A 23,498-nucleotide genomic window follows, 5' to 3' on the forward strand; every position below is an offset into this window, starting at 1 on the left:
TGCGCGTCGCCCGGTCGGCGCCTCGCGGCGTTGTCGAAAGATCCTATGTACAACACCGGTAGGCAGGACGTCCTCCGCCTTGCGAATGCACTCGATTGGACACCGCTCGCGACGAACGAGGACCGAAGACCGCCGCTAACCGCGTCCGTGCCAGTCGTCGATCGCGGCCTGGATCTCGGCGGGGTCCGGCATGGACGGGTACGGTCCGGCGAGCCGGAGCCCGAACGCCGGCAGCAGGGCCGCGAAGGAGTCGGTGAGCAGCGACGACCGGAAGATGTCCACTCCCCTGTGGACCATCGGTGATCGGTCGGCGGTCGTCACGTAGGGGTACTCGAACAACGGCATCGCCGGCGACGGCGAGACCAGGCGCAGTGGTGTGCCGGTCTCCGCCGTGTTGTGGGCGGCGACGCCGGCCGCCGACATCGGTACGGCGCCGCCGGCGTCGTACCGGGGCGACGCCCCGGCGGACCGCGCGGTCATGAGCAACGCCAGTGACGCGGCGTCGATCCGCGGGTCTTGCAGCGCGACGGTGGTGTCGCCCAAGGCCATACCCTCCGCGGCGAGTTCCCACCGTCCCTCGGGGACGGCCAGGCCGAGCGGGCCGGCGGCGACCGGGTCCATACGGGCGTCGAACGGCGAGACGCCCTCCCCGGCGAGCCTGGCGGGCCAGGTCAACGACTCCGGTACCCAGACGTCGGGCAGGTCACCGGGTGCGGCGGGCGTGTCGGCCAGATCGACGTCGGCTCCGGCGGCGGCGGCGAAGGCCGCCGCCGTCTGTGCGGACTCCACGGTGGTCACCTCGGCGGTGACGCAGGTGCCGTCGGTGGGCCGGGCCTCGGCGGCCCAGGTGGCGGCGTGCTGCCGGAGGACGGGCGCGATCTCGGGTGCCGCCGCCACGTGTACCGTCACCGTCTCGCGGCACTCGTTGACGTCCCCGATCGCCGAGGCGAGTGCGACTCCGGCGACGGGTGCGAGCACCGCGACCATCGCCGTACCCAGTAGGGCGCGGCGTGCCCGTGGCGTCAGCCTCGCGGGCCTACGGTGTCGTCGCGTCACGGTGTCGATTCTAAGGGTTCTCCCGTCGTCGCGCGTCGTGCGCGACCGGGCGGAGAACCGCCCGCGGGGAGTCGTCCGGCGGTGCCGGAGTGCACCCGGATCCCGAAGGGGGAGGGCGAAACCGGTCGGATCGTCACGGTCTCACCGGAGGTCGCGGGCGTCGCCCGCCGAGGCGGGCCGCGGGTTCAGCTGCGGCGGCGGCCGCGGCGCTTCGGCGGGGTCAGCAGGTCCGCGACGGCGTTGAGGGTCTCCGGGACGATGCGGAAGTACGCCCACACGCCGCGCTTGTCGCGTTCGACGAGTCCCGCCTCGGTCAGGATCCGCAGGTGGTGGCTGATGGTGGGCTGCGACAGACCGAGTGGCTCGGTCAGTTCGCAGACGCAGGCTTCGCCGCCTTCGGTCGACTGGATCAGGCTGATCAGCCGGAGCCGGTTCGGGTCGGCCAGAGCCTTGAGCACTCCGGCGATTCGCTCCGCGTCACGGCGGGGCAGCGGCTCACCGCCGACCGGGGACGCGGGAGTTGTGGTATCAGCGAGTACGCGGACCACGATTCATCCTCTCACCAAGACTATCGATTAGTATTTATATCACTACGGACTGTGCGTGCTTCCAGTGAGGGGGCGAGACATCGAGGTATATCGGGTTCCTCGATTGTTTTACAATTGTAGATCTTTGCTGGTGAATGCCGCACGGTATTCGTAACCAGCGTCACGTACCGCGTCACCCGCGCCGCGGTCGACGATCACCGCGACTCCCACCGGGTCGGCCCCCGCCTCCCGTAGCGCATCGACGGCCGTCAACACACTACCTCCCGTCGTGGAGGTGTCCTCGACTGCCAGGACGCGGCGCCCCGCGACGTCGGGGCCCTCGATGCGGCGTTGCAGCCCGTGCGCCTTGCCCGCCTTGCGGACCACGAAGGCGTCGAGCGGGCGCGGCGAGTGGTGCAGCATGGCGGTGGCGACCGGGTCCGCTCCCAGCGTCAGGCCCCCCACGGCGGAGTAGTCCCAGTCCGCCGTCAGTTCCGCCATCACGCGTCCCACCAGGGGCGCGGCACGGTGGTGCAGCGTCACACGGCGCAGGTCGACGTAGTAGTCGGCCTCCCTGCCACTGGACAGCACGACACGGCCGCGCACGACGGCCAATTCATCGATGAGTGCAAGCAATTCGTCCCGGTCGGACACGCAGTGAGCCTACGACACGCCACACCGGCCCATCCCCCCGGAGTGTCAGCTTGTGATTACGCTCGTGTGGGGAGGAACACATTCAATCGAAAGTCGCGAATATTATGGCTGATCAGCGGATCTGCCCCCTGGCCGAAATGGCGGCCATCCGGGAGGTGATCCGGCCCAGCATCCCCAACGGCATGTGTCGGATTGCCGACACAATGAGTTTGTATCGCACCGACGGCACACTGATGAGCTTGCCCAGCCTCAGATCCCGCATCCCCGCCTCGACCACCGCGTCGGCGTCCAGCCACATCCACTGCGGAATGTCGTCGGTCGGGATCTCCGCGCTGGCGTGGAACTCGGTCCGCACGAAACCCGGGCACAACGCCATGACCCGGACACCCTGGCCCCGGCCCGACAAGCCGATCGACTCGCTGAACGAGGTGACCCACGCCTTCGTCGCGTTGTAGGTGGAACCGGGCATCGTCGCGCCGAAGCCCGCCACCGAGGACACGTTGACGATGGTGCCGCCGCCCCGCCTGGCCATCTCCGGGAAGGCGGCGTGGGTCAACCGCAGCACCGCGCGCACGTTGAGGTCGAGCAACCGTTCCTCCCCCTCGAGGCCCGCCGAAGGGAAGCCCTTACCGAGACTGATGCCCGCGTTGTTCACCAACACGTCCACCTCGGCCGCCGCCTCGGCGGCGGCCTCGCAGCCCTCGTCGGTCGACAGGTCCGCGGCGAGTGGCCGCACCCGTACCGCGTGCCGTTCCGACAGCATCGCGGCCACCCGCTCCAGGCGGGAGAGGTCACGCGCCACCAGGACCAGGTCGTGGCCCTCGGCGGCGAGATGCCGGGCGAACGCGGCACCCAGTCCGGCGGTCCCTCCGGTGATCAGCGCGGTCGTCATGTCTGCCCTTCGCTCCGGTCCTGTGTACGAATACCGTGGGGTCGTTGCGGCGGCGGGTCGCCGGCCCGTGTGGAGGCATACCCCCGATCCTCCACATGAGTCCGGCCGGGTCAGACCGGCGGCAGCCCGACCGGCTGCGGCGGTTGCCTTCGGAAGAACGGGTTGGAGGCCGGGAGCGCCAACAGCACGATCACCACCAGGTACAGGATGGTACTGAGCACGGTGGTGACGATGCTCAGGGCGGTGAACCAGCCGGGGACGGTCACCTGGTTGACGACCTCGTTGAGAGCCCTGGTGAACTCGTCGCCGCCGGTGACCTGGGTGGTCTGGTTGAACGGCATCGCCAGTCCCGAGCAGATCCCGCAGGCGAGCCCGATACCGGCCAGTACCCACGTGGTGACGCGCGCCCAGTTCTTGCCCCGCATGACGAACAGACCCATCAGGCCGACGACGGCGGCGAACAGCAGCGACACCACCGACACGCCGATCGCCAGTACGGTGCTGAACTGGATGATGAGTTCGAGGTCCTGGGGCGTGACCGACGGGACGTCGGAGAGGGCGGACTCCAGCCGGTCCATGTAGTCGAGGGTGACGACGACGCTCAACACCGTCGACACCACGGCGAGCGCCGCGATCGCGTACTGCGACCAACCGGCGGCGGTGACGGTCGAGGGGCGGGCGGGGGGCTCCGGGGTGACGTACCCCTCCGGTTCGTAGGGCACCGGATCGATCGGTTGATCGGACATGCTGGAACGCTACCCGATCGGGTGGCGGGCCGGGTCCCGCCGCGGAGCGCCGGTGGTCAGCGCAGGGTCCCCGCCCGGCGGGCGGCACTGAGGGCGCTGAACCAGCGGTTCGCCGGGGTCAGCGACAGCAGCACGATGATCAGGATGTCGATCACGCACAGCAGGAACACCAACACGGTCGCCGTCACGGCCTGCCACGGTTCGCCCTCGGTCTCGCTGAGGGCGACTCCCAGGACGAAACTCACGCAGATGTTCATCATGAGGAAGAGCGCGTAGACCACGATCGCGGTGATGCGGACGCCCTGCCGGCCCCGCAGCACGCCCAGCGCCAGGGCCACGAAACCGATGCCGGTGATCAGGAAGACGACACCCACCCACAACGCGATGCCGCGGTCCTCGTCGTTCATCATCGGGATGCTCGTGAACGCCAGCGCCACCGTGAACAGTGACAGCGCCACGGTCACCAGGATGGCGATGCCGGCGGCGGTCACGACCGTCGGCCGTTCCGTCACGACCGGCGGGGCGGGTGCGTATCCCGGCGGGTACGCCGGCGACGTGTAGGCCGGTTGCGCGTACGGCGACACCGGGACACCGGAGGCGGGGTGCTGCCCCGGCGGGGAGTAACCGGGACCGTACTGGCCCTGCGGGTACTGCGGTGAGTGCGGGTCCTGCGGGGGAGGGTAGGTCATCGTGCCGTCTCCGTGAACGTGGTGGCTGCCATCTCACCGTAACGGTGAGACGCGAGGCGCCGCACCGTTACGGTGAGGCGCGAAGGGCCGCCGCCGTCCGGTGAGGACGGCGGCGGCCCGGACGTGTCTCGTCAGGAGAGGCCCGCGGCGCGCGCCTGTCCGCTGAGCTTGAACCACTCGCCGGATTCGCGGTTGGCGAGCATGACGACCGCGACGATCGGGACCACCATCTGCAGCAGCGACAGGATGATGCCGACCGGCATGTACCAACCGGGGATGATCTCGGGCGCCGTGGTGCCGACGGCGGCGGCCTGTGATTCGAGGGTCTCCATCATCGCGCCGACGCCGGCGTAGGCGATGAGCGCGACACCGGAGCACGCGATGACGAGGCCGTGGACGATGAAGGCGGCGATCCGGGCGCCGTTGAAGCCGCGCAGCAGGAGCAGCGCGATGACGACGAAGCCGATCATCCACAGCAGGTTGATGAAGTTGGTGAACCCGGAGAAGCTACTCGTCTCCGGGTAGGAGCCCAGGCCGTTCTCGGAGTACCACTCCTCCATGTTGGCGTTGAGGGTGGCCTCGCCGACGAAACCGACGATCGCCGCGATCAACGTCAGTGCGGCCATGCCGAGCGTCATCATGGCACCGAGGGTGACCTTCTGGGGACGCTCGCCGGGCCCCTGCGCGGGAGCACCGTAGCCGCCTCCGTATCCCGGCTGGCCGTACGCCGGCGAGGACGGCACGCCGGTCACCGGCTGGCCGTACGCGGGGGACGCGGGTACACCGGTCACCGGTTGCTGTCCGTACGGGTCGGGCTGTTGACCGTAGCCGGGCTGCTGGCCGTACCCCGGCTGTTGGCCGTAGCCGGGCTGCTGCCCGTAGGGGTCGGGTTGTTGCTGACCGTAACCGGGCTGTTGGCCGTAGCCGGGCTGCTGCCCGTAGGGATCAGGCTGCTGCTGACCGTAGCCGCCAGGCTGTGGTGGGTAAGACATGTCGCGCCCTCCTGGCTGCGATACTGAGGTGTCGAAACGACAGGTTACTCGACCACCCGTCAGCGGGCATCGCCCCATTCGGCGACCACCCGGTACCGGCGAGTAGTCCGCACGGGCACTCTACGGGCCACCACCGACATCCCGCACAGTGGACCGTACCGCCGGTGCACAGCGGTACGGGCAAGGGGTTTCCGGAACGGTGACGACCGCGCGTGACCAGCCGCCGGACCAACACCGGAACCCGGCCGCCGCCCACGCGCGCCGTGGGCACGGGAGCCCGCGCGAACCGATGGCGAATCGGGATTTATGTGTGATTTAAGGTCGGCCGTCCGGTCATCACCACATCGAGGCCCTCCGGACGCCGAATCGTTACGTTCACGTCGCACTCCGGGGCCGTCCGGCGACCGCCATCATGGACATCCGGGGCCGGTCTGTCCACCGGCACAACGGAACCCGCGAAGCGCGCTTCCGGCGTGACGGGTGATACTCGTCGTCCCACGGCTGCCCGGCACGCATCCACCCGACCCCCTCACCGTGCCCGAGGTATCCCATGTCCACACCCATGGACCGACTCCAGCGTCCGATCGGACCGCCGGCCCCTCCCACCTATCTGGCTCCCGCCATCATCGCCACGTTGTTCTGTTGCCTGATACCGGGAATCGTCGCCATCGTGTACGCGGCCAAAGTGGAGGGAACCCACGCCGCCGGTCACCACGAGGACGCCCGCCGCTACTCCGCGCTCGCGAAGGGCTGGCTGATCACCTCGGTGGCACTGGGACTGGTCGCGATCATCGTGGTGCTCCTGTCCAGGGTGCCCGATAGCGCCTGGTGAACCGGTACGGCGGCCCGCCGACGGCACCCGGTCGCGCACCGGTAACGGCATGCCGGATGATTCGGAGCGGCCGGGGTGCGGGAGCGACCGATCGGATTCGATCACCGTCCGTTCGTCCACCGGTAGCCGACGGTTTATCGATCATCAGTCTTGATCGACTGTGGTAAACCGTTAAGCCGACAACTGTCACACCAGCCCATTCACCCGGACGGCGTCCCCATGCCGCCCACAACGGAGGAACTCCCCAATGGCCTACTCTCAGCCCCACGCCGGCGGCACCCCGCCGTCCAACTACCTCGCGGCCTCGATCGTGTCGATCTTCTGCTGCTGGCCGTTCGCGATCCCCGCCATCATCCAGGCCAACAAGGTCAACCAGCTCTGGCAGGCCGGTGACTACGCGGGTGCGCAGGAGGCGTCCAAGCAGGCCAAGAAGTGGATGACGATCGCGTTCGCCGTCGGCATCGGCTGGTACGTGCTGTGGATCGTGCTCTACGCGGTCGGCGCCGTCGCCCTGTTCGGCTACGGCGCGACCCTCTAACGGACCAGATTGTTCACCGCGATCGACGCCGCCGCCACCCGCTGGCGCCAACGGTTCCCACTGTTGGAGCCGGCGGGTGTGCTCGCCGTGGCCACGGCCACGGTGGTGTTCGTCGGCCTCAACGACCCGAACGCGCCCGGGAACTACCCGACGTGCCCGTTCCTGGCGATGACCGGCTACTACTGCCCCGGATGCGGTTCGCTGCGGGCGATCCACGCCCTCGCCCACCTGGACCTCGGCACCGCGCTGCGGCTGAACCTGCTGACCGTCCTGGTCATGTTGCCCCTGGCGGCGTTCTACTACTTCCGGTGGGCGGGTGAACGACTGCTCGGCAGACCACTGCGGAGGAACCTCGCCCATCCGGCGTGGATCTGGGCGTTCCTGGTCCTCATCCTCGGATTCTGGCTGACCAGGAACCTGCCGTTCGCCGCGATCCTGGCCCCGTACGGCATCGCGCCCTAGGGGGATGGCGGGGGACGCTCCCGGCTCAGGCGACGCGGCGGTGCAGCACCCGCCGCACCAGGCCGGCGAGCATCACGCCGACGTCCAGTCCCGCCGCCTCGACCGCCATCGGGAACAGCGAGGTCTCGGTCATGCCCGGGACGACGTTGGCCTCCAACACCTGCGGCGGCCCGCTCTCCGGCACGATGAGGTCGATCCGGGACAGGTCGCCCAGGCCGAGCGCGTGGTACGCCGCGAGCGCGGTACGCCGCACCTCCTCGGCGACGGCCTCGTCGAGCCTCGCCGGCACGTGCCAGGTGGTCGCGCCGGGGTTGTACCGGGCGGCGTAGTCGTAGTCGCCGCTGTTGGGGGCGATCTCGACGGCGGGCAACGTGATCGGACCCTCCGGTCCCGACACGATCCCCACCGCCACGTCCACACCCGGTGCGAACCGCTCCACCAGTGCCTCGTCCCCGTACGCGAAGCAGCCGATCATGGCGGCGGGCAGGTCCGCGGTGCGCCGCACCAGGTGTACGCCCAGCCCGGAGCCGCCCGACGCCGGTTTCACCGCCAACGGCAGCCCCCACCGGTCGGCGATGCGTTCCAGCAGCGGCCCGGCGCCGAGGTCGGTGAACATGTCGCGTGGCAGGGTGATCCATTCGGGCGTGGGGATTCCGGCCGCCGCGAGTACCGCCTTGGCCGCCGGCTTGTCCCAGGCGCGGCGCGCGGCGGCCGCGTCCGGTCCCACGTAGGGCACGCCGATCAGGTCGAGCACCGACCGCAGCGAACCGTCCTCTCCGATGTGTCCGTGCAGTGCGAACACGACGGCGTCGGGCGGATCGGCGACCAGGGAGGGGATCAACGAGTCGTCGACGTCGCGGAGTTCGGCGGCGACACCGACCCGGGTGAGGGCGTCGGTGATGCGGCGACCCGACCGCAGTGACACGTCGCGTTCGTAGGACAGGCCGCCGGCCAGCACCACCACCCGGGCCTCGTCGAGTTCCGGTGCCACAGACTCGGTCATGCGGTGAAGGTATCCCGTAGCCGGGTCGCCGCGTCGATCACCCCGGCGAGCCGCCGGACGCCCTCCCGGATGCGTTCCGAGGTGGGGAACGAGAAGTTGAGCCGCATCTGGCCGGTTCCGCCGCCGTCGGCGTGGAAACCTGTGCCGGGCACGTAGGCGACCCGTTCGGCGAGCGCCTGCGGCAGCATCGCCTTGGAGTCGATGCCGTGCGGCAGGTCCGCCCACACGAAGAGTCCGCCGCCGGGCCGGGTCCACGTCATGCCCGCGGGCATCGATTCGGCGAGGCAGGCCAGCATGGTGTCGCGTCGTTCCTGGTAGAGGGTGCGGAACACCTTGACCTGTTGCCGCCACGGCATCGTCGACAGGTACCGGGTCACGGCGGCCTGGGTGAACGCGCTGGGGCACAGGATCTGCGACTCCGACGCCAGGACGAGCTTGTCACGCACCGCCGGCGGGGCGAGGACCCAGCCGACGCGCAGCCCCGCCGCGAAGGTCTTCGAGAAGGTGCCCAGGTAGAACACGCCGTCGTCGGTGCGGGCGCGCAACGGCGCGGGCGGTTCGCCGTCGAAGGCGAGCATTCCGTACGGATCGTCCTCCACGATCAGCAGTCCGTGCCGGTCGCAGATATCGAGGACGGCGGCGCGTCGCCGGTCGGTGAGTGTGACACCGGTCGGGTTCTGGTACGTCGGCACCGTGTAGAGGAACTTCGGTGGCGTGTCGGACTCGGCGATCGCGGCCTCCAGGGCCTCCGGGATCAGGCCTTCCGCGTCCATGGTCACGTGCCGGACCCGCGCCTGCGCGGCCTGGAACACGCCCAGCGCGCCCACGTACGTGGGTCCCTCGGCGAGCACGATGTCGCCGGGGTCGAGGAACACGGTCGCGAGCAGGCTCAGTCCCTGCTGCGCGCCGACGGTGACGACGACGTCGTCCGGTGACGCGGCGGCGATACCGGTCGAGGCCATGACCCGGCAGATCTCCTCGCGCAACCTGGTGTCGCCCTGCCCGGGGCAGTACAACATGGCGGCGGGACCGTTGTCGCGCAACAGCTGCGCGAACATGTCGCCCAGTTCGGCCATGGGAAGCGCGGTGGTGTCGGGGTTTCCGCCGGCGAGGGACACCACCTCGGGCCGGCTCGCGACGGCGAAGAGTGCCCGGATCTCCGACTGGGCCATCCCGTGGATGCGTGCCGCGTAACGGTCGGTGTAGTCGTCGAGTGTCGTTCCGGACACGGTTACCTCCCGCGCTGCGCCGATGGACTCCGAAGTCATGCCAGCGTACTCGGCGGCGCAGTCGTCGCCGCCCGGGTTTCCCGGCATACGGCACTCCCGTGCCGTGACACCGCAGGTGGCGGAGCCTTACGCGAAACAGTCGGCACGGAAAGTGAGAGGACGGTTACGTCGCACCGGATTCGGGTCTAGGATTGCGGCGTGTCGCGACGAATGGGGAGTTTGACGCTCGACACGCTCAAGGACCTGCCGCAGCGGTGCCGGGGGTGTGTGTTCTGGGAGCTGTCACCGGAGTGCGAGGCCGCGATGGCGGCCGAGAGTTCAATGCTGGACAAGGAAGCCTGGTTGTCGGGCACCCTGCTGGAGTGGGGCGGTTGCGGCAAGATCGCGTACATCGACGGGATGCCCGCCGGTTACATCAGTTACGCTGCCGCCCGTTACGTGCCCCGCGCGGCCGACTTCCCGACCGGTCCCGCCTCGCCGGACGCGGCGCTGTTGATGACGGCGCACGTGATCCCGGAGTTCGCGGACACCGGCCTGGGCAGGCTGCTGGTGCGCGCGTCGGCCGAGGACCTGGCGAAGCGGGGGGTGCGGGCGCTGGAGGCGTTCGGGGACAACCGCGGCGAGTCGGGTGCCTGCGTCGCGCCCGCCGGATTCCTGCGCGCGGTGGGGTTCAAGACCGTGGCGCCGCATCCGCACTACCCGAGACTGCGGCTGGACCTGCGGGTGCTGCCCGGTTGGGGCGCCGGTGCGGGGGCGCTGGAGGACGAGGTGGAACGCTGGTTGTCGACCGTGTCGCTGGACGTCGCGCCGCAGCGGCGGGCACGGCAGTCGGTCGTCTCCTGACACACGAAACGAGGGTGGCCCCGGCGGTTTCGCCGGGGCCACCCTCGTTTCGTTCAGGCGGCGCTCTCCATGAGCTTGCGGATGTCGCCCTTGGGCTTGGCGCCCACGATGCTGCCGACGGGCTCGCCGCCGTTGAACAGCATCAGGGTGGGAACGCTCAACACCTGGTACTTACGTGTGATCTCGGGGTTGCCGTCGGTGTCGACCTTCACCACCGACACCCGGCCGGCCAGCTCGGTGGCCAACTCCTCCAGGATCGGTGAGACCTTGCGGCACGGGCCGCACCATTCGGCCCAGAAGTCGACCAGTACCGGGCCGTCCGCCTGGAGCACTTCCTGGCTGAAGGTGGCGTCGGTGACCGCCTTGGTAGCTCCCATGGTCATGTCCCTCGGTTGTAGTTGTCGTGTCTTGGGGTGGGCGATGCGGCTGAGACGAGGTCTCAGCTCTCGATCGCGGTGACGTAACGTTCCGCGTCCAGCGCCGCGGCGCAGCCGGTGCCGGCCGCGGTGATGGCCTGCTGGTACGTGTGGTCCACCAGGTCGCCCGCGGCGAACACGCCCGGGAGGCTGGTACGGGTGCTGGGGGCCTCCACGAGGACGTAACCGCCCTCGTCAGTGTCGACCTGCTCCGAGAACAGCCCGCTGCGCGGGTCGTGCCCGATGGCGACGAACACACCCGTGACCGGTACGGTCTCGCTCTCACCGGTGACGGTGTCGCGCAGCCGGACGCCCGAGACCTTGCCCTCGCCGAGGACCTCGTCGACGACGCTGTTCCAGCGGACCTTGATCTTCGGGTTCGCCAGGGCGCGGTCGGCCATGATCTTGCTGGCCCGGAACTCGTCGCGGCGGTGCACGATCGTCACCGACTCGGCGAACTTGGTCAGGAACGTGGCCTCCTCCATCGCGGAGTCGCCGCCGCCGACCACGACGATGTCCTGGCCCTTGAAGAAGAACCCGTCACAGGTGGCGCACGCCGAGACGCCGTGTCCCAGCAGTTCCTTCTCGCCGGGCACGCCGAGCGGACGCCAGGCCGAACCGGTGGCCAGGATGACGGCGTGGGCCTTGAAGACGGTGTCACCGACCCAGACGGTCTTGACGTCGCCGGTGAGTTCGACCTTGGTCACGTCGTCGGTCAGCAGCTCCGCACCGAACCGTTCCGCCTGCTTACGCATGTTGTCCATGAGGTCCGGCCCCATGATGCCGTCGGCGAAACCGGGGAAGTTCTCCACGTCGGTCGTGGTCATCAACGCGCCACCCGATTCGGCCCCCTCGATCACCAGCGGGCGCAGGTTCGCGCGGGCGGTGTAGAGCGCGGCCGTGTACCCGGCCGGGCCCGAACCAATGATGATCACGTTGCGGATCTCGGTCACTGACATGCTCCTTAGCGTGCTGGCGCGGTGCGTCGCCATCGTCAACGTCATGGTACGGACGGGCATTCCGGGGCGCGGCCCACGCCACCGTGATTGTGAACGCACCACACCGGCGCCGCGGCCGGTGCGAGGGAGCGCGGTTCCCGGTCAGGCGAACGACTGCGAGTGGTAGAGGTCGAGCGTGCCGTCGGCGCAGCCCGGCCCCTGCGCGGCGATCGTGCCGCCGCCGGTCACGGAGGAGACGACGACCACGACGGCGGGGGAGTCCTCGAAGGTGCCGAAGTCCACGGCCACGGCGGTCCCACCGAAGTAGCGTTCCACGGCGGAGACACAACCGGTCAACGCGTCCGGGTCGGCGGCGATCACCTGCAGGCCGGGGTCGAGGCCCTTGACCGAGACGTCGCCGGTCGCGGCCAGCGCGAACTCCATGTCCTGCCCGGGGGCGTAGTCGTGGCCCGAGTAGGTGACCACGTAGCCGGGCTCGCCCTGCGTGCCGAGCGGGGTGTCCTCACCGCCCTCCGGTGCGCCCGCCTCCGGCTCGGACGCGGCGGACTCCTCCCGTTCGAGGGCGGGCTCGGCCGCGTCCTCCGCGCCGCCGGTCTGCAACGGCTGGGTCGCCAGGAACAGTGCCGCGACGATGACGGCCGTACCGGTGCCGGCGGCCGAGGCCAGTGCGAGGCGTCGCCGCCACCACGGGCGGGGACGCGCGGGCGCGGGCCGGTCGGTCTGCGGCGCCTCCAGCGGCGGCAGCTCCGCCAGCACCCTGTCGAGCCGGTCGGCCACGGCGGTGGGCAGTGCCTCGTAGTCGGCCGAGGCGGCGGCCAACCGGTCGCGGAGGCGGGCGTCCCGGCCGTCGGGTGGTGGTGTCACCGGCGTGGTCATCTCGTCCCCTCCTCTCCGGTTCGGGCGGTCCCCTGGCGCGAGTCGGTACGCCCCGTGGATGGGACGGCACCGGTGCCGGGCCGGTTCCCCGGTTCCGCCAGCAAAGCGGCCAGTTGTGACCGGGCTCTCGACGCGCGGCTCTTGACGGTGCCGGTGGGGATCTCCAGGATCGCCGCGACGTCGGCCACCGGGTAACCCAGCATGTCCACGTACACCACCACCGCGCGGTGTTCGAAGCTGAGCCGGGCCAGCGCGTCCCGTACCGCGAGGACGTCGGCCTGGTCCGGTCTGCCCTCCGGCGGCGCCGGTTCCGGCAGCCGGTCCGACATGGGTATGGCGGGTCTGGCCTGCCGGCGCCGGATCCGGTCCAGGCAGGCGTTGACCACGATGCGGTGCAGCCAGGTGGTGACGGCGGCGTCGCCCCGGAACTTGGCCGCCGACCGGTACGCGTTCACCATGGCGTCCTGCAACGCGTCGGCGGCCTCCTCGGGGTCGGAGAGGGTGCGCAGCGCCACCGCCCACAGCCGCTCCCGGTGACGCCGGAACAGTTCGCCGAACGCGTCCCGGTCACCGTCGATCACGTGCCGGCGCAGCAGCTCCGGATCGGACAGCGACTCCAAGTCGTTCATGGCGCACCGGACATCAGCGGGCGAACACCTCGATCTCGGTGACGGTCCACTGGTACTGCTCGAATCCGAGTTCGGCCGGGACCGAGCACCACACCAGCAGGTACCTGGTCGCGGGCGCGTCGGTGACGGGGGTGAAGGTGACCGACTCCCCCGCGTCGTCCTGCGCCTCGGCGATGACCGTCAGTTCCGGTGTGGTGCCCGGCATCCCGGGGTCACCGACGTAGACGCCGACGGTCGTGCCGGACACCGACATCCGCAGGTTGACCGTGGCGACCTCGTGTTCCTCACCGAGGTCGATCAACAGGCCCATGCCCTCCTTGAAACCTCCCCAGTCGACCTGCTTGTAGACGCTGGTCTTCCAGGCGGTGCCGCCGTCGCCGTCGACGACGAACCCGGGGTTCTGCCGGGCGCTGTCGTCGCCGTCGTCGGGATCGACGACCGTTATCCGGTCGGGGGAGAGTTCGAGGCGGGTCGGTTCGGCGGGGGTGTCGTCCTCCTGTCCCGCCTCCTCGCCGGTCTGGTTCTGCGCGGTCTCACCGGGGTCGGTGGGCTGTTCACCGGGGATCAGCACCATCGCGGCGATGAGTCCGGCGATCGCGAGTCCGACCAACGCGCCGGCGCCCACCAGGAGCCGCTTCCGCATCGAGCGGGGCGGCAGCGGCGGTTGCGGCCGGTCGGGATCGGGGGTCACGAGGGCGAGGGCGCCGGTGCTGTCGTCGGCGATGCGCGCCAGCCGGGACAGTTCCGTGGACAGGTCCGCCGCCGAGGGCGGCGCGATCTGCGCCGACAGCAGCTCCGAGACGAGGGTGTCGAGGCGTTCCGGGACGTCGTCGCGCACCTGCGACACCGGGAGCGGGTCGCCGCCGGCGTCGACCGGACCGTCGGGAAGCGACACCGGGCCCGGCACGGTGCGGGGCCAGCCGCCGGTGAGAGCACAGTAGAGGGTCGCGCCGAGTGCGCGCACGTCTCCCACCTGGGTGGCGGTGGCGTCGGCACGGGGATCGGCCAACACGGCACGGTCGTCGGTGGACAGCAGCACCGTGCCCGGGTGGATGTTGCCGTGTGCGACACCGGTCGCGTGGACGGCCGCCACCGCCGCCGCCACGCACTGCACGATCTCCACGACGTCGACGACTTCCAACGCGGTCGCGGAGATCGCGTCCCGCAACGACTGTCCCTCGACCCACTCCCTGACCACGTACGCGCAGTCACCCTGGTCGACGGCGTCGTAGACGCCGACGATGTTGGGATGGTTCACCCGGCTCGCGGCCACGGCGGCGGCGAGCATCTCCTCGGCGGCGTCGCCGCCGGGGATGCGAAGCACCACAGTGACCGGACGGTTCAACAGGACGTCCATCCCGCGCCACACCTGGCGTCCCGAGGAGTCGTCGTTGATGTGCGCGGCCAGGCTGTAACGGTCGGCGAGCAGGTCTCCTATCGAAGGAGTAGCCACCCCTGCCACGTCATCCTCCATCCGGTCGGTGCTTCGGCGTTCTTCGCCGGCGGTCTGCGACGCAGGCCGGTCTGACCGTGCCGCAGCCGGAATCCGGGCGGCACGCAGGTTTCAGAGTAGTCGGATCACGGTCGCCGCGGCCAGTCGTGTCCTCCGACCGTGCCACCGGCCCGCCGACGTCGCGATACCACCGAACGTGACGTCACCGTCGCGTTGTGGTGGTCGTGGTCGTCAGCGCCCGAGTTTCGCGCGCACCATCCCGGCCATGTCGGTGATCTCCGAGATGCGCAGCAGGAACGCGACCGCGAAGTACACGACCAGGATCAGCGCGCCGACCCCGGCCAGCACCCCGATGAGCACCGGCTTGCTCGCCTCCGCGCTCGGAAGCAGTTGCAGCGCACCGTAACCGGCTAGCCCGGCGACGGCACCGGCGATCAACTGCCGGACCCAGGTCCACACGATCCGGTTCATGCCCAGCAGGCCCACCCGGCGGCGCAGGTACACCGTCGACAGGATCACCGTCACCACGAACGACAGGCCCAGGCCCCCCATCAGTCCGGCGACGACGTACTGCGGCGGCAGCAGCAGGTACGCCAGGACGCAGGCCCCGACCCGGACCGCGACGACCGGGATGTTGATCAGCGCGACGGTCTTGGCGTCGGTCATGGCGTAGAACGCGAAGGTCTGCAACTGGCTGATCGCGAACGGCAGCAACGCCAGGCCCGCGACCGCGACGATGACACCGGTGGCGGCGGCGCTCTCGAAGTCGAAGTTGGCCCAGTTGAACAGCAGCACCGACAACGGCGTGCCCAGCACGATGTACACCGTCGTGATCGGCACCAGAGCCAGAGTGGATAGTCGGGTGCCCGAGGAGAGGTTCGCGGCCACGGCGCCGAACCGGCCCTCCGAGGCCGCCTGCGACAACCGGGGCATGAGCGCCGTGATGATCGACACCGCGATGATGCCGTGCGCCATCATCATGATCAGGTACGCGTTGTTGTAGTTGATCGGCCCGGGGGTCGCCACACCCGGCTCGGCGTTGTCGAACGCCATGTTGGCCAACCGGATCAGCACCATCATCGCGACCTGGTTCAGGCCGACGTACAACAGGATCCAGCCGCCCAGCCGCCCGATCTCACCCAGGCCGAGATGCCGCAGGTCCCAGCGCCACCGCCACCGGAAGCCGACCTTCCGGATCGCCGGCCACAACGCGAGCGACTGCACGACGATGCCCGCGAGCGTCCCCAGGCCCAGCACCAGCACCATGTCGGTCGTGACTCTGCCACCGGTGATGGCGTCGCTGGTGGCCGCGTTCGAGGTGTACATCGCGAAGAACACCGCGCCGACCACGATGATCACGATGTTGTTGAGGATCGGCGCCCACATCGGCGCGGCGAAGTGCTCACGGGTGTTGAGCACCGCCTGGAGCAGCGCGCACAGGCCGTAGAAGAAGATCGCCGGGAGCATGAAGTAGCTCAACCGGGTGACCAGTTCGTGGTTCTCCTCGGTCGCCAGCGTCGTCAGCCACGGCGCGGCGGCGACGATGCACACCGTCGCCAGCGCCAGGAACGTCACGGCGAGCGTCAGGAGCCGCTGCGTGTACGCCTCGCCGCCGTCGAGGTCCCGGTTACGGGCCTTGACGATCAACGGGACGACGACGCTGGTCAGCACGCCGCCCATCAGCAACTCGTACAGCATCTGCGGGAAGTACTGCGCCGTTGTGTAGGCGTTGCCCAGCACCGTGGCGCCCAGCGCCGCGCCGATCACGACGTTCCGGAGGAACCCGGTGATCCGCGACACCAGGGAACCGGCGGCCATGATCACGCCGTGGCGCGCCAGACTCGGTGGGGACGCTTTCGTCTCAGTCACGCCGACGCCTTCCGATAAGCTTTCCGATCGATGTCAGACCGTATCGGAACCCGAATCACCGTCCCCCCAGTGGCCGACGCTCTCGGTGAGGTGTTCACGCGGGCGGGCCATGAGCTGCATCTGGTGGGCGGCCCCGTCCGCGACGCGATCCTGCGCCGTGGAAGCCAGGACCTCGACTTCGCCACGAGCGCGCATCCCGACCAGACCCTCGCGTTGTTGGAGGAGCACGGCACCACGACGTGGACCACCGGCCGCGCCTTCGGCACCATCGGCGCCATGTTCAGGGGCGAGCGGGTGGAGGTGACGACGTTCCGCGCCGACTCCTACGACCGGGTCGGCCGCAACCCGCAGGTCGCGTACGGCGACAACCTCACCGACGACCTGCGCCGCCGCGACTTCACCGTCAACGCCATGGCCGTGTCGCTGCCCGACCACGAGTTCAGCGACCCGTTCGACGGGATCGGCGACCTCGCCAGGCAGGTGATCCGCACACCCGGCACGCCGCAGGACTCCTTCGCGGACGACCCGCTGCGGATGCTGCGCGCGGCCAGGTTCGCGGCCCAGCTCGGATTCGAGGTGGACGGGCCGGTGCGCACCGCGATGGCCGACATGGCCGCCGACCTCGACCGGATCACCGCCGAACGGGTCCGGGACGAGTTCGTCAAGCTGATGGGGGCCGCCGACCCGGTCCGGGGCCTGCGGCTGCTCGTGGACACCGGACTCGCCGACCGGTTCCTGCCCGAACTGCCCGCGCTGCGGATGGCGATCGACGAGCACGCCCAGCACAAGGACGTCTACGAGCACACCCTCACGGTCGTCCGCAACGCCATCGGCCTGGAGGAGGACGGCCCCGACGTCACCCTGCGGATCGCGGCACTGCTGCACGACATCGGCAAACCCGACACCAAGGGACACGGCCCGGACGGCCGGGTCACGTTCCACCACCACGAACTCGTCGGCGCCCGCATGGCCCGCAAACGACTGCGCGCGTTGCGGTTCCCCAAGGACGACATCACCGAGATCAGTGAACTGATCGCCCTGCACCTGCGGTTCTACGGTTACGGCCGGGGCGAGTGGACCGACTCGGCGGTGCGGCGTTACGTCACCGACGCCGGTGCCTACCTGCCGAGGCTGCACAAGCTGGTCCGGTCGGACTGCACGACCCGCAACCGGCGGAAGGCGGCCAGGCTCGCCGCCGACTACGACGCCCTGGAGGAGCGCATCGCCCGCATCGCCGCCGACGAGGACCTGGCGCGGGTACGGCCCGACATCGACGGCAACGAGATCATGCGGTTGCTGGACATCCCGCCCGGCCGGATGGTGGGCGAGGCGTGGCGGCACCTCAAGGAACTGCGCCTCGAACGCGGGCCGCTGACCCGCGAGGAGGCCGAGGCCGAACTGTTCACCTGGGCGCGGGAGCACGACATCGCCGTCCCGGACCGGTCATGACGGCCGAAGCGGAACTGCGCGAAGCGCTGCGTGCGGCGGTGCCCGCGCAGGCCCCCGCCGCCGTCGCGGTGATCGGTGTCGCCGGTGAACCCGTCGCCCGCGCGGCCGTGGGCGAACTGGTCCGTTACGCCGACGCGGACGGCACCGTCGCGGCGGAACGCCCGCCGGTGCGGCCCGACTCGGTGTTCGACCTGGCGTCGCTGACGAAACTGTTCACCACGGTCACCGCGCTGCGGCTCGTCCAGGCCGGGCGGCTCGGACTGGACCGGCCGGTCGCCGACTACCTGCCCGGATACACCGCCGCCGACACCGTCACCCTGCGCCACCTGCTGACCCACACCGCCGGGCTGCCCGCCGGTGTCCCGGTGCGGGACGTGTCCGCCGCCGACCGGCGCGACCTGGTCCTGTCGACGGCCCCGGAGACGCCCCCGGGTACGGCGCACCGGTACTCCGACGTGTCGTTCATCCTGACCGGCTGGTACCTGGAGGCCGCGACCGGCGAACCGCTCGACCGGTTGGTGCGGCGCGAGGTCACGGCACCGCTCGGACTCGCCGACACCGGTTTCCGGCCGCCGGAGTCGGCGCGGGAACGGATCGCCGCCACCGAGTTCAAGCCGCGCGGACTGGTCCGGGGCACCGTCCACGACGAGACGGCGCACGCGCTGGGCGGCGTGGCGGGACACGCCGGACTGTTCGGTACGGCCGACGACCTGTGGCGGTTCGGTGAGGCGCTGCGGACCCACCGGCTGCTCGACGCCGCCACGACCGGACTCATGACCCGCCGGCACGTCCACACGCCCGACTTCGACCAGGGCCTGGGGATCCGGATCGACGACGTGGCGAACACCGGCCCGCTCACCGGCGCCGTCGGGCACACCGGGTTCACCGGGACATCCCTGGTGGTGGACTTCGCGCGCGAGACGACCGTCGCGCTGGTGACGAACCGGGTGCATCCGGTGCGCACCTTCGGTCAGGTCAATCCGGTACGGTGCGCGGTAGCCGATATCGCCCACCGCGCGCAACGGAGGAGAAATGCTGGAACGTCCCAGGGCACCGTGGCCTTACGATTTCCTGCCCAAGGTGGCCGGATTCACCGTGGTGTCCGACGACATCCGCGACGGCGAGATGCTGGCCGACGCCCACACCTTCGACGGCGGCAACACCTCCCCGCAGTTGACCTGGTCCGGGTTCCCGGCCGAGACCCGGGGCTTCGCCGTCACCTGTTTCGACCCGGACGCGCCGACGGCGTCCGGCTGGTGGCACTGGGTACTGCTGAACCTGCCCGCCGACGTGACCAACCTGGCGACCGGTGCCGGAGAGCCGGGCGCCGAACTGCCGGGCGGTGCGTTCATGCTCCGCAACGACATGGGGCAGGCCGGTTACGGCGGTGCCGCACCCCCACCGGGCGATCACCTGCACCGTTACCTGTTCGCGGTGCACGCGCTCGACACCGACGCGCTCGACGTCCCCGCCGACGCCTCACCGGCGGTCGCGGGCTTCAACCTGACGTTCCACACCGTCGCCCGGGCCGTGGTGACACCGGTCTACCAGCGCTGAGGCAGGGCGGCGGACCGGACTCCCGGCGGCGCGGTGTGACGCCTCGCCGCCGGGGTCTCACGTGGGCCGGTGGGGGGGTGCGCCGCCTCAATACACTCCCCGAATGCCCCGAATAGCCAAATCTAAAAGAATGAATGCCCGGTGGGTCGGTCTCGCCGCGATACTCGCCGTAACGGTGGCCGCCACCCTGATCAGCGCCCCGCAGGCCAACGCCGAGGCCCGTCTCGCCGCCGCGCCCGCCGGCTGCACCGCCGAGGGCCACTACGAGGTCTGCTTCTCCGACCCCGGGGCGAACGGCACCGACACGGTCATCGAGAAGCGCCTGGTCCAGGTGGCCGCCACCGCCGGAGACGGCGACATCATCCGCGCCACCATGTACAAGTGGAGCCGTACCGCGGTCGCCGAGGCGTTGGCCGGCGCCGCCGACCGGGGTGCCGACGTCCGCGTCGTCCTCGACGACTACAACAAGGAGGCCGACACCGCGGCCTACCGGCTGTTCAAGCGCGAGGGTGTCACGATGACGCACTGCGTCGCCGCCTGCCTCGGGAACAAGATCAACCACAACAAGTTCTTCCTGTTCCGGATCGACGGCACCTACTCCACAGTGCTCACCTCCACCAACCTGACCACCAACCAGATGGGCAAGTACAACGACTCCATCCGCGTGATCGGCGACCACAAGCTGTGGCGCTTCTACGCCGACTACTGGAACCGGCTCCAGCGTGGAAGCTGGACGCACGACGGCGACACCTGGCGCAACGACGACCGGCACGCCACCGGAGACCTCGCCACCAAGGGATACGTGTACCCCCGGACCGACGGCGACAACATCGTCGCGATCCTGGACAACGTCACCGACTGCCGTGACGACGACAAGAAGATCTGGGTCGCAATGAGCCTGTTCACCCGCCCACGCGACGCGGTCGCCCGGCGGCTCGAGGAACTCCACGAGATGGGCTGCAACGTCAAGGTCGTGACCCAGTACAAGGACCACCAGGAGTGGGTCCAGACCGGGCCGCTCCCGAACTCCAAGGTCAGGTACACCAACCTGCACCACAAGTTCATCGTCATAGACGCGAAGTACAACGGTGAATGGCGCAAGGTGGTCTTCACCGGCTCCCACAACCTGACCTCGCACGCCCTGACCGACAACGACGAGGCCGTCCTGCGGGTCCAGAACACCTGGGTGACCGAGACCTACGAGGACCACTTCGAGAAGATCTACGGTCGCGCGCACGGCGGTTGACCGTGACGGCGGTACGTGTCAACGACCGGGCGCGTACCGCCGGATCGACGATCGGGCGGCAGTCACCAGAACCGGCGGCGCCGGTCACCGCCGTCGGCGACGTACACCTTCACGCTCCCGACGACGGTCGTCACGTGCAACCGCACCGTCATCGCCGGCATCGACTCCGGCAGCGGATTGTCCTCCGCGCGCCGGGAACCGACCCGGGTGGAACCGGTGACCTCCAACCGCACGTGCGCGGGCACGACGACCTTCACCGTGCCGTACCGCACGTCGACGGACAGGTCCGTGACCCGGGCGGCGAACGCCGCGTCCCGCAGGTCGAGCTTGACGGTCCCCATCGTGACGGCGATCCGGTGCACCGGGGGGAGCCGCCACTGGCCGTCCCGCCGGATGCTCCCCAGCGCCAACCGGACACCGGGGGCGGACGGGTCGGCGGCGAGGACCACGGTGTCCGGTTCGGGCAGTCCCGTCAGGCACCGGGTGAGTTCGCCGCGGGTCCGTGCCCGGTACACCGCCGCGCTCCGGTCGCCGAACTCGTCGATGGTCAACCGGCCCTCCGACACCGCGACGTTCAGCCGGGCGATGGTCGCCTCGCGCTCGGCGTCGGAGGCGAGCACCTCACCGGTGATCCTCGGCGGGGTGTCGTGGGACATGTACTCAGGCTACCGGTAACCGGGCCCGTTCCGGAAGCGGTGAAACCGTCACGCGGGATAGTCCGGGTCGCCGGGAAGACAGATGCGGGCGGCGCCGTCGTCGAGCCGGATCCGTGGCAGCACCGGGGAGAGGTCACGTTCCTCGGCGGCGGCCAGGACACTGTCGACGGTCAGGTGCCGCGACAGTTCGCTGAGCGCCACCGCCGTCGGAGGCAGCATGTCGGCGCCGTGGTCCCGCAGCGCCTCGGCCGGCGAGAGCCACCCCACCCAGTCGGCCTCGCCGCCGACGTCCTGCGGTTGGACGTCGTCGGGCTGCCGGGCCACGTAGAACCAGGTGTCGTAGCGGCGCGGTTCGAACTCCGGGGTTATCCACCGGCTCCACGCGTGCAGTTCCCGCAGCCGCAGGCCGGTCTCCTCCCGCACCTCCCGCAGCGCCGCCGACTGCACGTCGATGTCGGCCGGATCCACCCCGCCGCCCGGAAACGCGTACAGTCCGCCCGCGAACGCCATGGTGGGCCGCCGCCGGATCAGGTACACCTCGATCCCGCCGCAGGCGCCCGCCACGTGGGGGAGGTCGCGCAGCACCATGACGGTCGCGGCGCGGCGCGGCTCCACGGCGGTCGCGCCGTCGCGGTAGAACGCCCTCGCCCGTTCCGCGAACGCCGCGGGAACCCGCCGCAGGTTCGGTTCAGTCAACATGTACCACCACCGCCATGCCCTGCCCGACGCCGATGCACGCCGCGGCCACCCCGTATCCGCCGCCCCGTCGGCGCAATTGGTCACACAGGTCAATGATGATACGCGGTGCCGACGCTCCCAGTGGGTGTCCGAAGGCGATCGCCCCGCCCTGCATGTTGACACGCTCGCGGGGCACCTCGGGGAGTTCGTGCAGACAGGACAGCACCATGGCGGCGAACGCCTCGTTGAACTCCCACACGGCGACGTCGGAGAAGTCGAGGCCGGACCGGGTCAGCACCTTGCGCACCGCGTCGACCGGGGCGATCGAGAACCGCTCCGGGGAGACACCCACGGTGACGGCGGACACCAGTCGCCCCATCGGCGCCTCGCCGGGCTGGCCGGACACCAGTACCGCCGCCGCGCCGTCGTTGATCGGTGAGGAGTTGCCGGCCGTCACGGCGCCGTCGGGCGTGAACGCGGGACGCAGCCCGGCCAGCACCGCCGTGTCGGTTCCGGGCCGGATGCTCTCGTCGCGGGTCACCGAGTCGACGGGCATCACCCGGTCGTCGAACCGGCCGGCCCGCCACGCCGCGTCGGCCAGTTCGTGGCTGCGCACCGCCCACTCGTCCTGCGCGGCGCGGCCGATGCCGAACTCGGCGGCGACCCGCTGCGCGCACTCACCCAGCGACGTGACCCATTCGGGGGCGAACCGGGGGTTCGTCAACCGCCAGCCGACCTGCGTCGCGACGAGGTCCAGGGTGCGGGGGAACGCCCGGTCGGGCCGGGGAAGGACGAACGGGGCCCGGCTCATCGACTCGACCCCGCCGGCGAGCACGGTCTCGGCGTCTCCGGCGCGGATCATGCGGCCGGCCTGCACGACGGCCTCGGCGCCCGAGGCGCACAACCGGTTGACGGTGACACCGGGGACCGACACCGGCAGTCCGGCCAGCAGCGCCGACATCCGGGCCACGTTGCGGTTGTCCTCCCCCGCTCCGTTGGTGTCGCCGAGGATCACGTCGTCGATGTCGGCCGGGTCCAGCCACGGGTTGCGTTCCAGCAGGCGGGCGAGCGGGAGGGCGGCGAGGTCGTCGGGGCGGATGTGCGACAGGCCTCCGGCGTGTTTGCCGAAGGGGGTGCGCACCGCGTCGATGAGGTAGGCGTCCACGTCCGTGACGATACCGCCCGGTACTTAACGACGGTTCAGTCGCTCGGGCGGCGACTGGCGCGCCTCGGGTGGGCGCAGGCCG

The 23,498-nt window shown here is 70.2% G+C and carries 25 protein-coding genes and 1 pseudogene; 8 read left to right on the forward strand and 18 right to left on the reverse strand.

Going from position 1 to position 23,498, the window contains the following annotated elements; all coding sequences use genetic code 11:
• Positions 1-135 precede the first annotated feature (135 nt).
• The 7 genes from LX16_RS11550 to LX16_RS27100 form a co-directional block, all read right to left on the reverse strand.
• The gene (locus tag LX16_RS11550; protein ID WP_147137958.1) at positions 136-1,056 is read right to left on the reverse strand and encodes a substrate-binding domain-containing protein; all 921 of its coding nucleotides are present in this window, start codon (positions 1,054-1,056) and stop codon (positions 136-138) included.
• A 185-nt stretch (positions 1,057-1,241) separates the two neighbouring features.
• The gene (locus LX16_RS11555) at positions 1,242-1,607 is read right to left on the reverse strand and encodes an ArsR/SmtB family transcription factor (RefSeq protein WP_147137961.1); all 366 of its coding nucleotides are present in this window, start codon (positions 1,605-1,607) and stop codon (positions 1,242-1,244) included.
• A gap of 105 nt (positions 1,608-1,712) precedes the next feature.
• Complete coding sequence (locus LX16_RS11560) at positions 1,713-2,237, reverse strand: orotate phosphoribosyltransferase (protein WP_147137964.1); 525 nt, start codon at positions 2,235-2,237, stop codon at positions 1,713-1,715.
• Between the two features lie 112 nt (positions 2,238-2,349).
• Complete coding sequence (locus tag LX16_RS11565; protein ID WP_147137967.1) at positions 2,350-3,129, reverse strand: SDR family NAD(P)-dependent oxidoreductase; 780 nt, start codon at positions 3,127-3,129, stop codon at positions 2,350-2,352.
• A gap of 110 nt (positions 3,130-3,239) precedes the next feature.
• On the reverse strand, positions 3,240-3,875 hold the full coding sequence (locus LX16_RS11570; protein WP_147137969.1) for a hypothetical protein: 636 nt from the start codon (positions 3,873-3,875) through the stop codon (positions 3,240-3,242).
• A gap of 56 nt (positions 3,876-3,931) precedes the next feature.
• Positions 3,932-4,564, reverse strand: a complete 633-nt coding sequence (locus tag LX16_RS11575; protein WP_147137973.1) for a hypothetical protein — start codon at positions 4,562-4,564, stop codon at positions 3,932-3,934.
• A gap of 131 nt (positions 4,565-4,695) precedes the next feature.
• Positions 4,696-5,556, reverse strand: coding sequence for a hypothetical protein (locus tag LX16_RS27100; protein WP_211354466.1), 861 nt, complete (start codon positions 5,554-5,556; stop codon positions 4,696-4,698).
• A gap of 550 nt (positions 5,557-6,106) precedes the next feature.
• Between LX16_RS27100 and LX16_RS11585 the strand changes: the two genes are divergently transcribed.
• From LX16_RS11585 to LX16_RS11595, 3 genes are all read left to right on the forward strand, one after another.
• Positions 6,107-6,388 (forward strand): CD225/dispanin family protein, encoded by a 282-nt coding sequence (locus LX16_RS11585; RefSeq protein WP_147137976.1) that lies wholly within the window; start codon positions 6,107-6,109, stop codon positions 6,386-6,388.
• A gap of 247 nt (positions 6,389-6,635) precedes the next feature.
• Positions 6,636-6,926 (forward strand): CD225/dispanin family protein, encoded by a 291-nt coding sequence (locus LX16_RS11590; RefSeq protein WP_147137979.1) that lies wholly within the window; start codon positions 6,636-6,638, stop codon positions 6,924-6,926.
• Positions 6,927-6,935: 9 nt separating this feature from the next.
• Entirely contained in the window at positions 6,936-7,388 is a 453-nt protein-coding gene (locus LX16_RS11595) for a DUF2752 domain-containing protein (protein ID WP_211354467.1), read from the forward strand.
• 25 nt (positions 7,389-7,413) lie between these two features.
• Here LX16_RS11595 and LX16_RS11600 read toward each other — a convergent pair whose 3' ends face one another.
• Both LX16_RS11600 and LX16_RS11605 read right to left on the reverse strand, forming a co-directional pair.
• Positions 7,414-8,391, reverse strand: coding sequence for a D-alanine--D-alanine ligase family protein (locus tag LX16_RS11600; protein ID WP_147137982.1), 978 nt, complete (start codon positions 8,389-8,391; stop codon positions 7,414-7,416).
• Positions 8,388-9,620, reverse strand: coding sequence for an aminotransferase-like domain-containing protein (locus LX16_RS11605; RefSeq protein WP_147137985.1), 1,233 nt, complete (start codon positions 9,618-9,620; stop codon positions 8,388-8,390). The genes LX16_RS11600 and LX16_RS11605 overlap by 4 nt, the downstream gene beginning before the upstream one ends.
• A 198-nt stretch (positions 9,621-9,818) precedes the next feature.
• Here LX16_RS11605 and LX16_RS11610 point away from each other — a divergent pair, with 198 nt between their 5' ends.
• Positions 9,819-10,463 (forward strand): GNAT family N-acetyltransferase, encoded by a 645-nt coding sequence (locus LX16_RS11610; RefSeq protein WP_147137987.1) that lies wholly within the window; start codon positions 9,819-9,821, stop codon positions 10,461-10,463.
• Positions 10,464-10,516: 53 nt separating this feature from the next.
• On the opposite strand, the gene trxA is transcribed toward LX16_RS11610, so the two are convergent.
• The 6 genes from trxA to murJ all read right to left on the reverse strand — a co-directional run bounded on the left by trxA (position 10,517) and on the right by murJ (position 16,665).
• The gene (gene trxA / locus LX16_RS11615; RefSeq protein WP_147140698.1) at positions 10,517-10,840 is read right to left on the reverse strand and encodes a thioredoxin; all 324 of its coding nucleotides are present in this window, start codon (positions 10,838-10,840) and stop codon (positions 10,517-10,519) included.
• Positions 10,841-10,902: 62 nt separating this feature from the next.
• The gene (gene trxB, locus LX16_RS11620) at positions 10,903-11,838 is read right to left on the reverse strand and encodes a thioredoxin-disulfide reductase (RefSeq protein ID WP_211354468.1); all 936 of its coding nucleotides are present in this window, start codon (positions 11,836-11,838) and stop codon (positions 10,903-10,905) included.
• A 141-nt stretch (positions 11,839-11,979) separates the two neighbouring features.
• The gene (locus tag LX16_RS26575) at positions 11,980-12,714 is read right to left on the reverse strand and encodes a hypothetical protein (RefSeq protein WP_158645566.1); all 735 of its coding nucleotides are present in this window, start codon (positions 12,712-12,714) and stop codon (positions 11,980-11,982) included.
• A complete protein-coding gene (gene sigM / locus LX16_RS11630; RefSeq protein WP_147137993.1) occupies positions 12,711-13,343 on the reverse strand; it encodes an RNA polymerase sigma factor SigM in 633 nt (210 codons plus the stop codon). The genes LX16_RS26575 and sigM overlap by 4 nt, the downstream gene beginning before the upstream one ends.
• 13 nt (positions 13,344-13,356) lie before the next feature.
• The gene (locus LX16_RS11635) at positions 13,357-14,796 is read right to left on the reverse strand and encodes a protein kinase family protein (RefSeq protein ID WP_158645567.1); all 1,440 of its coding nucleotides are present in this window, start codon (positions 14,794-14,796) and stop codon (positions 13,357-13,359) included.
• A gap of 231 nt (positions 14,797-15,027) precedes the next feature.
• Positions 15,028-16,665, reverse strand: coding sequence for a murein biosynthesis integral membrane protein MurJ (gene murJ / locus LX16_RS11640; protein ID WP_147137999.1), 1,638 nt, complete (start codon positions 16,663-16,665; stop codon positions 15,028-15,030).
• Between the two features lie 30 nt (positions 16,666-16,695).
• Here murJ and LX16_RS11645 point away from each other — a divergent pair, with 30 nt between their 5' ends.
• The 4 genes and pseudogenes from LX16_RS11645 (at position 16,696) to LX16_RS11660 (ending at position 20,917) form a co-directional block, all read left to right on the forward strand.
• A complete protein-coding gene (locus tag LX16_RS11645; protein WP_147138002.1) occupies positions 16,696-18,114 on the forward strand; it encodes a CCA tRNA nucleotidyltransferase in 1,419 nt (472 codons plus the stop codon).
• Positions 18,111-19,019, forward strand: a pseudogene (locus tag LX16_RS28230) (serine hydrolase domain-containing protein); the annotation flags it as partial. The gene LX16_RS11645 and the pseudogene LX16_RS28230, both read left to right, overlap by 4 nt.
• Before the next feature lie 127 nt (positions 19,020-19,146).
• Positions 19,147-19,671 (forward strand): YbhB/YbcL family Raf kinase inhibitor-like protein, encoded by a 525-nt coding sequence (locus LX16_RS11655; RefSeq protein ID WP_147138005.1) that lies wholly within the window; start codon positions 19,147-19,149, stop codon positions 19,669-19,671.
• A 130-nt stretch (positions 19,672-19,801) separates the two neighbouring features.
• Positions 19,802-20,917: a phospholipase D-like domain-containing protein gene (locus LX16_RS11660; RefSeq protein ID WP_158645568.1), complete on the forward strand. Its 1,116-nt coding sequence runs from the start codon at positions 19,802-19,804 to the stop codon at positions 20,915-20,917.
• Between the two features lie 62 nt (positions 20,918-20,979).
• Here the strand turns inward: LX16_RS11660 and LX16_RS11665 are convergent, their stop codons facing one another.
• Genes LX16_RS11665 through LX16_RS11675 form a run of 3 tightly spaced genes read right to left on the reverse strand, consistent with a single transcriptional unit; the run spans position 20,980 to position 23,416 of the window.
• On the reverse strand, positions 20,980-21,573 hold the full coding sequence (locus LX16_RS11665) for a DUF1707 SHOCT-like domain-containing protein (RefSeq protein WP_147138011.1): 594 nt from the start codon (positions 21,571-21,573) through the stop codon (positions 20,980-20,982).
• A gap of 48 nt (positions 21,574-21,621) precedes the next feature.
• On the reverse strand, positions 21,622-22,272 hold the full coding sequence (locus tag LX16_RS11670) for an NUDIX hydrolase (RefSeq protein WP_147138014.1): 651 nt from the start codon (positions 22,270-22,272) through the stop codon (positions 21,622-21,624).
• Positions 22,262-23,416, reverse strand: coding sequence for a thiolase family protein (locus tag LX16_RS11675; protein ID WP_147138018.1), 1,155 nt, complete (start codon positions 23,414-23,416; stop codon positions 22,262-22,264). The genes LX16_RS11670 and LX16_RS11675 overlap by 11 nt, the downstream gene beginning before the upstream one ends.
• Between the last annotated feature and the right edge of the window lie 82 nt (positions 23,417-23,498).

This window comes from Stackebrandtia albiflava, assembly GCF_007994225.1.
GTDB lineage: Bacteria > Actinomycetota > Actinomycetes > Mycobacteriales > Micromonosporaceae > Stackebrandtia > Stackebrandtia albiflava.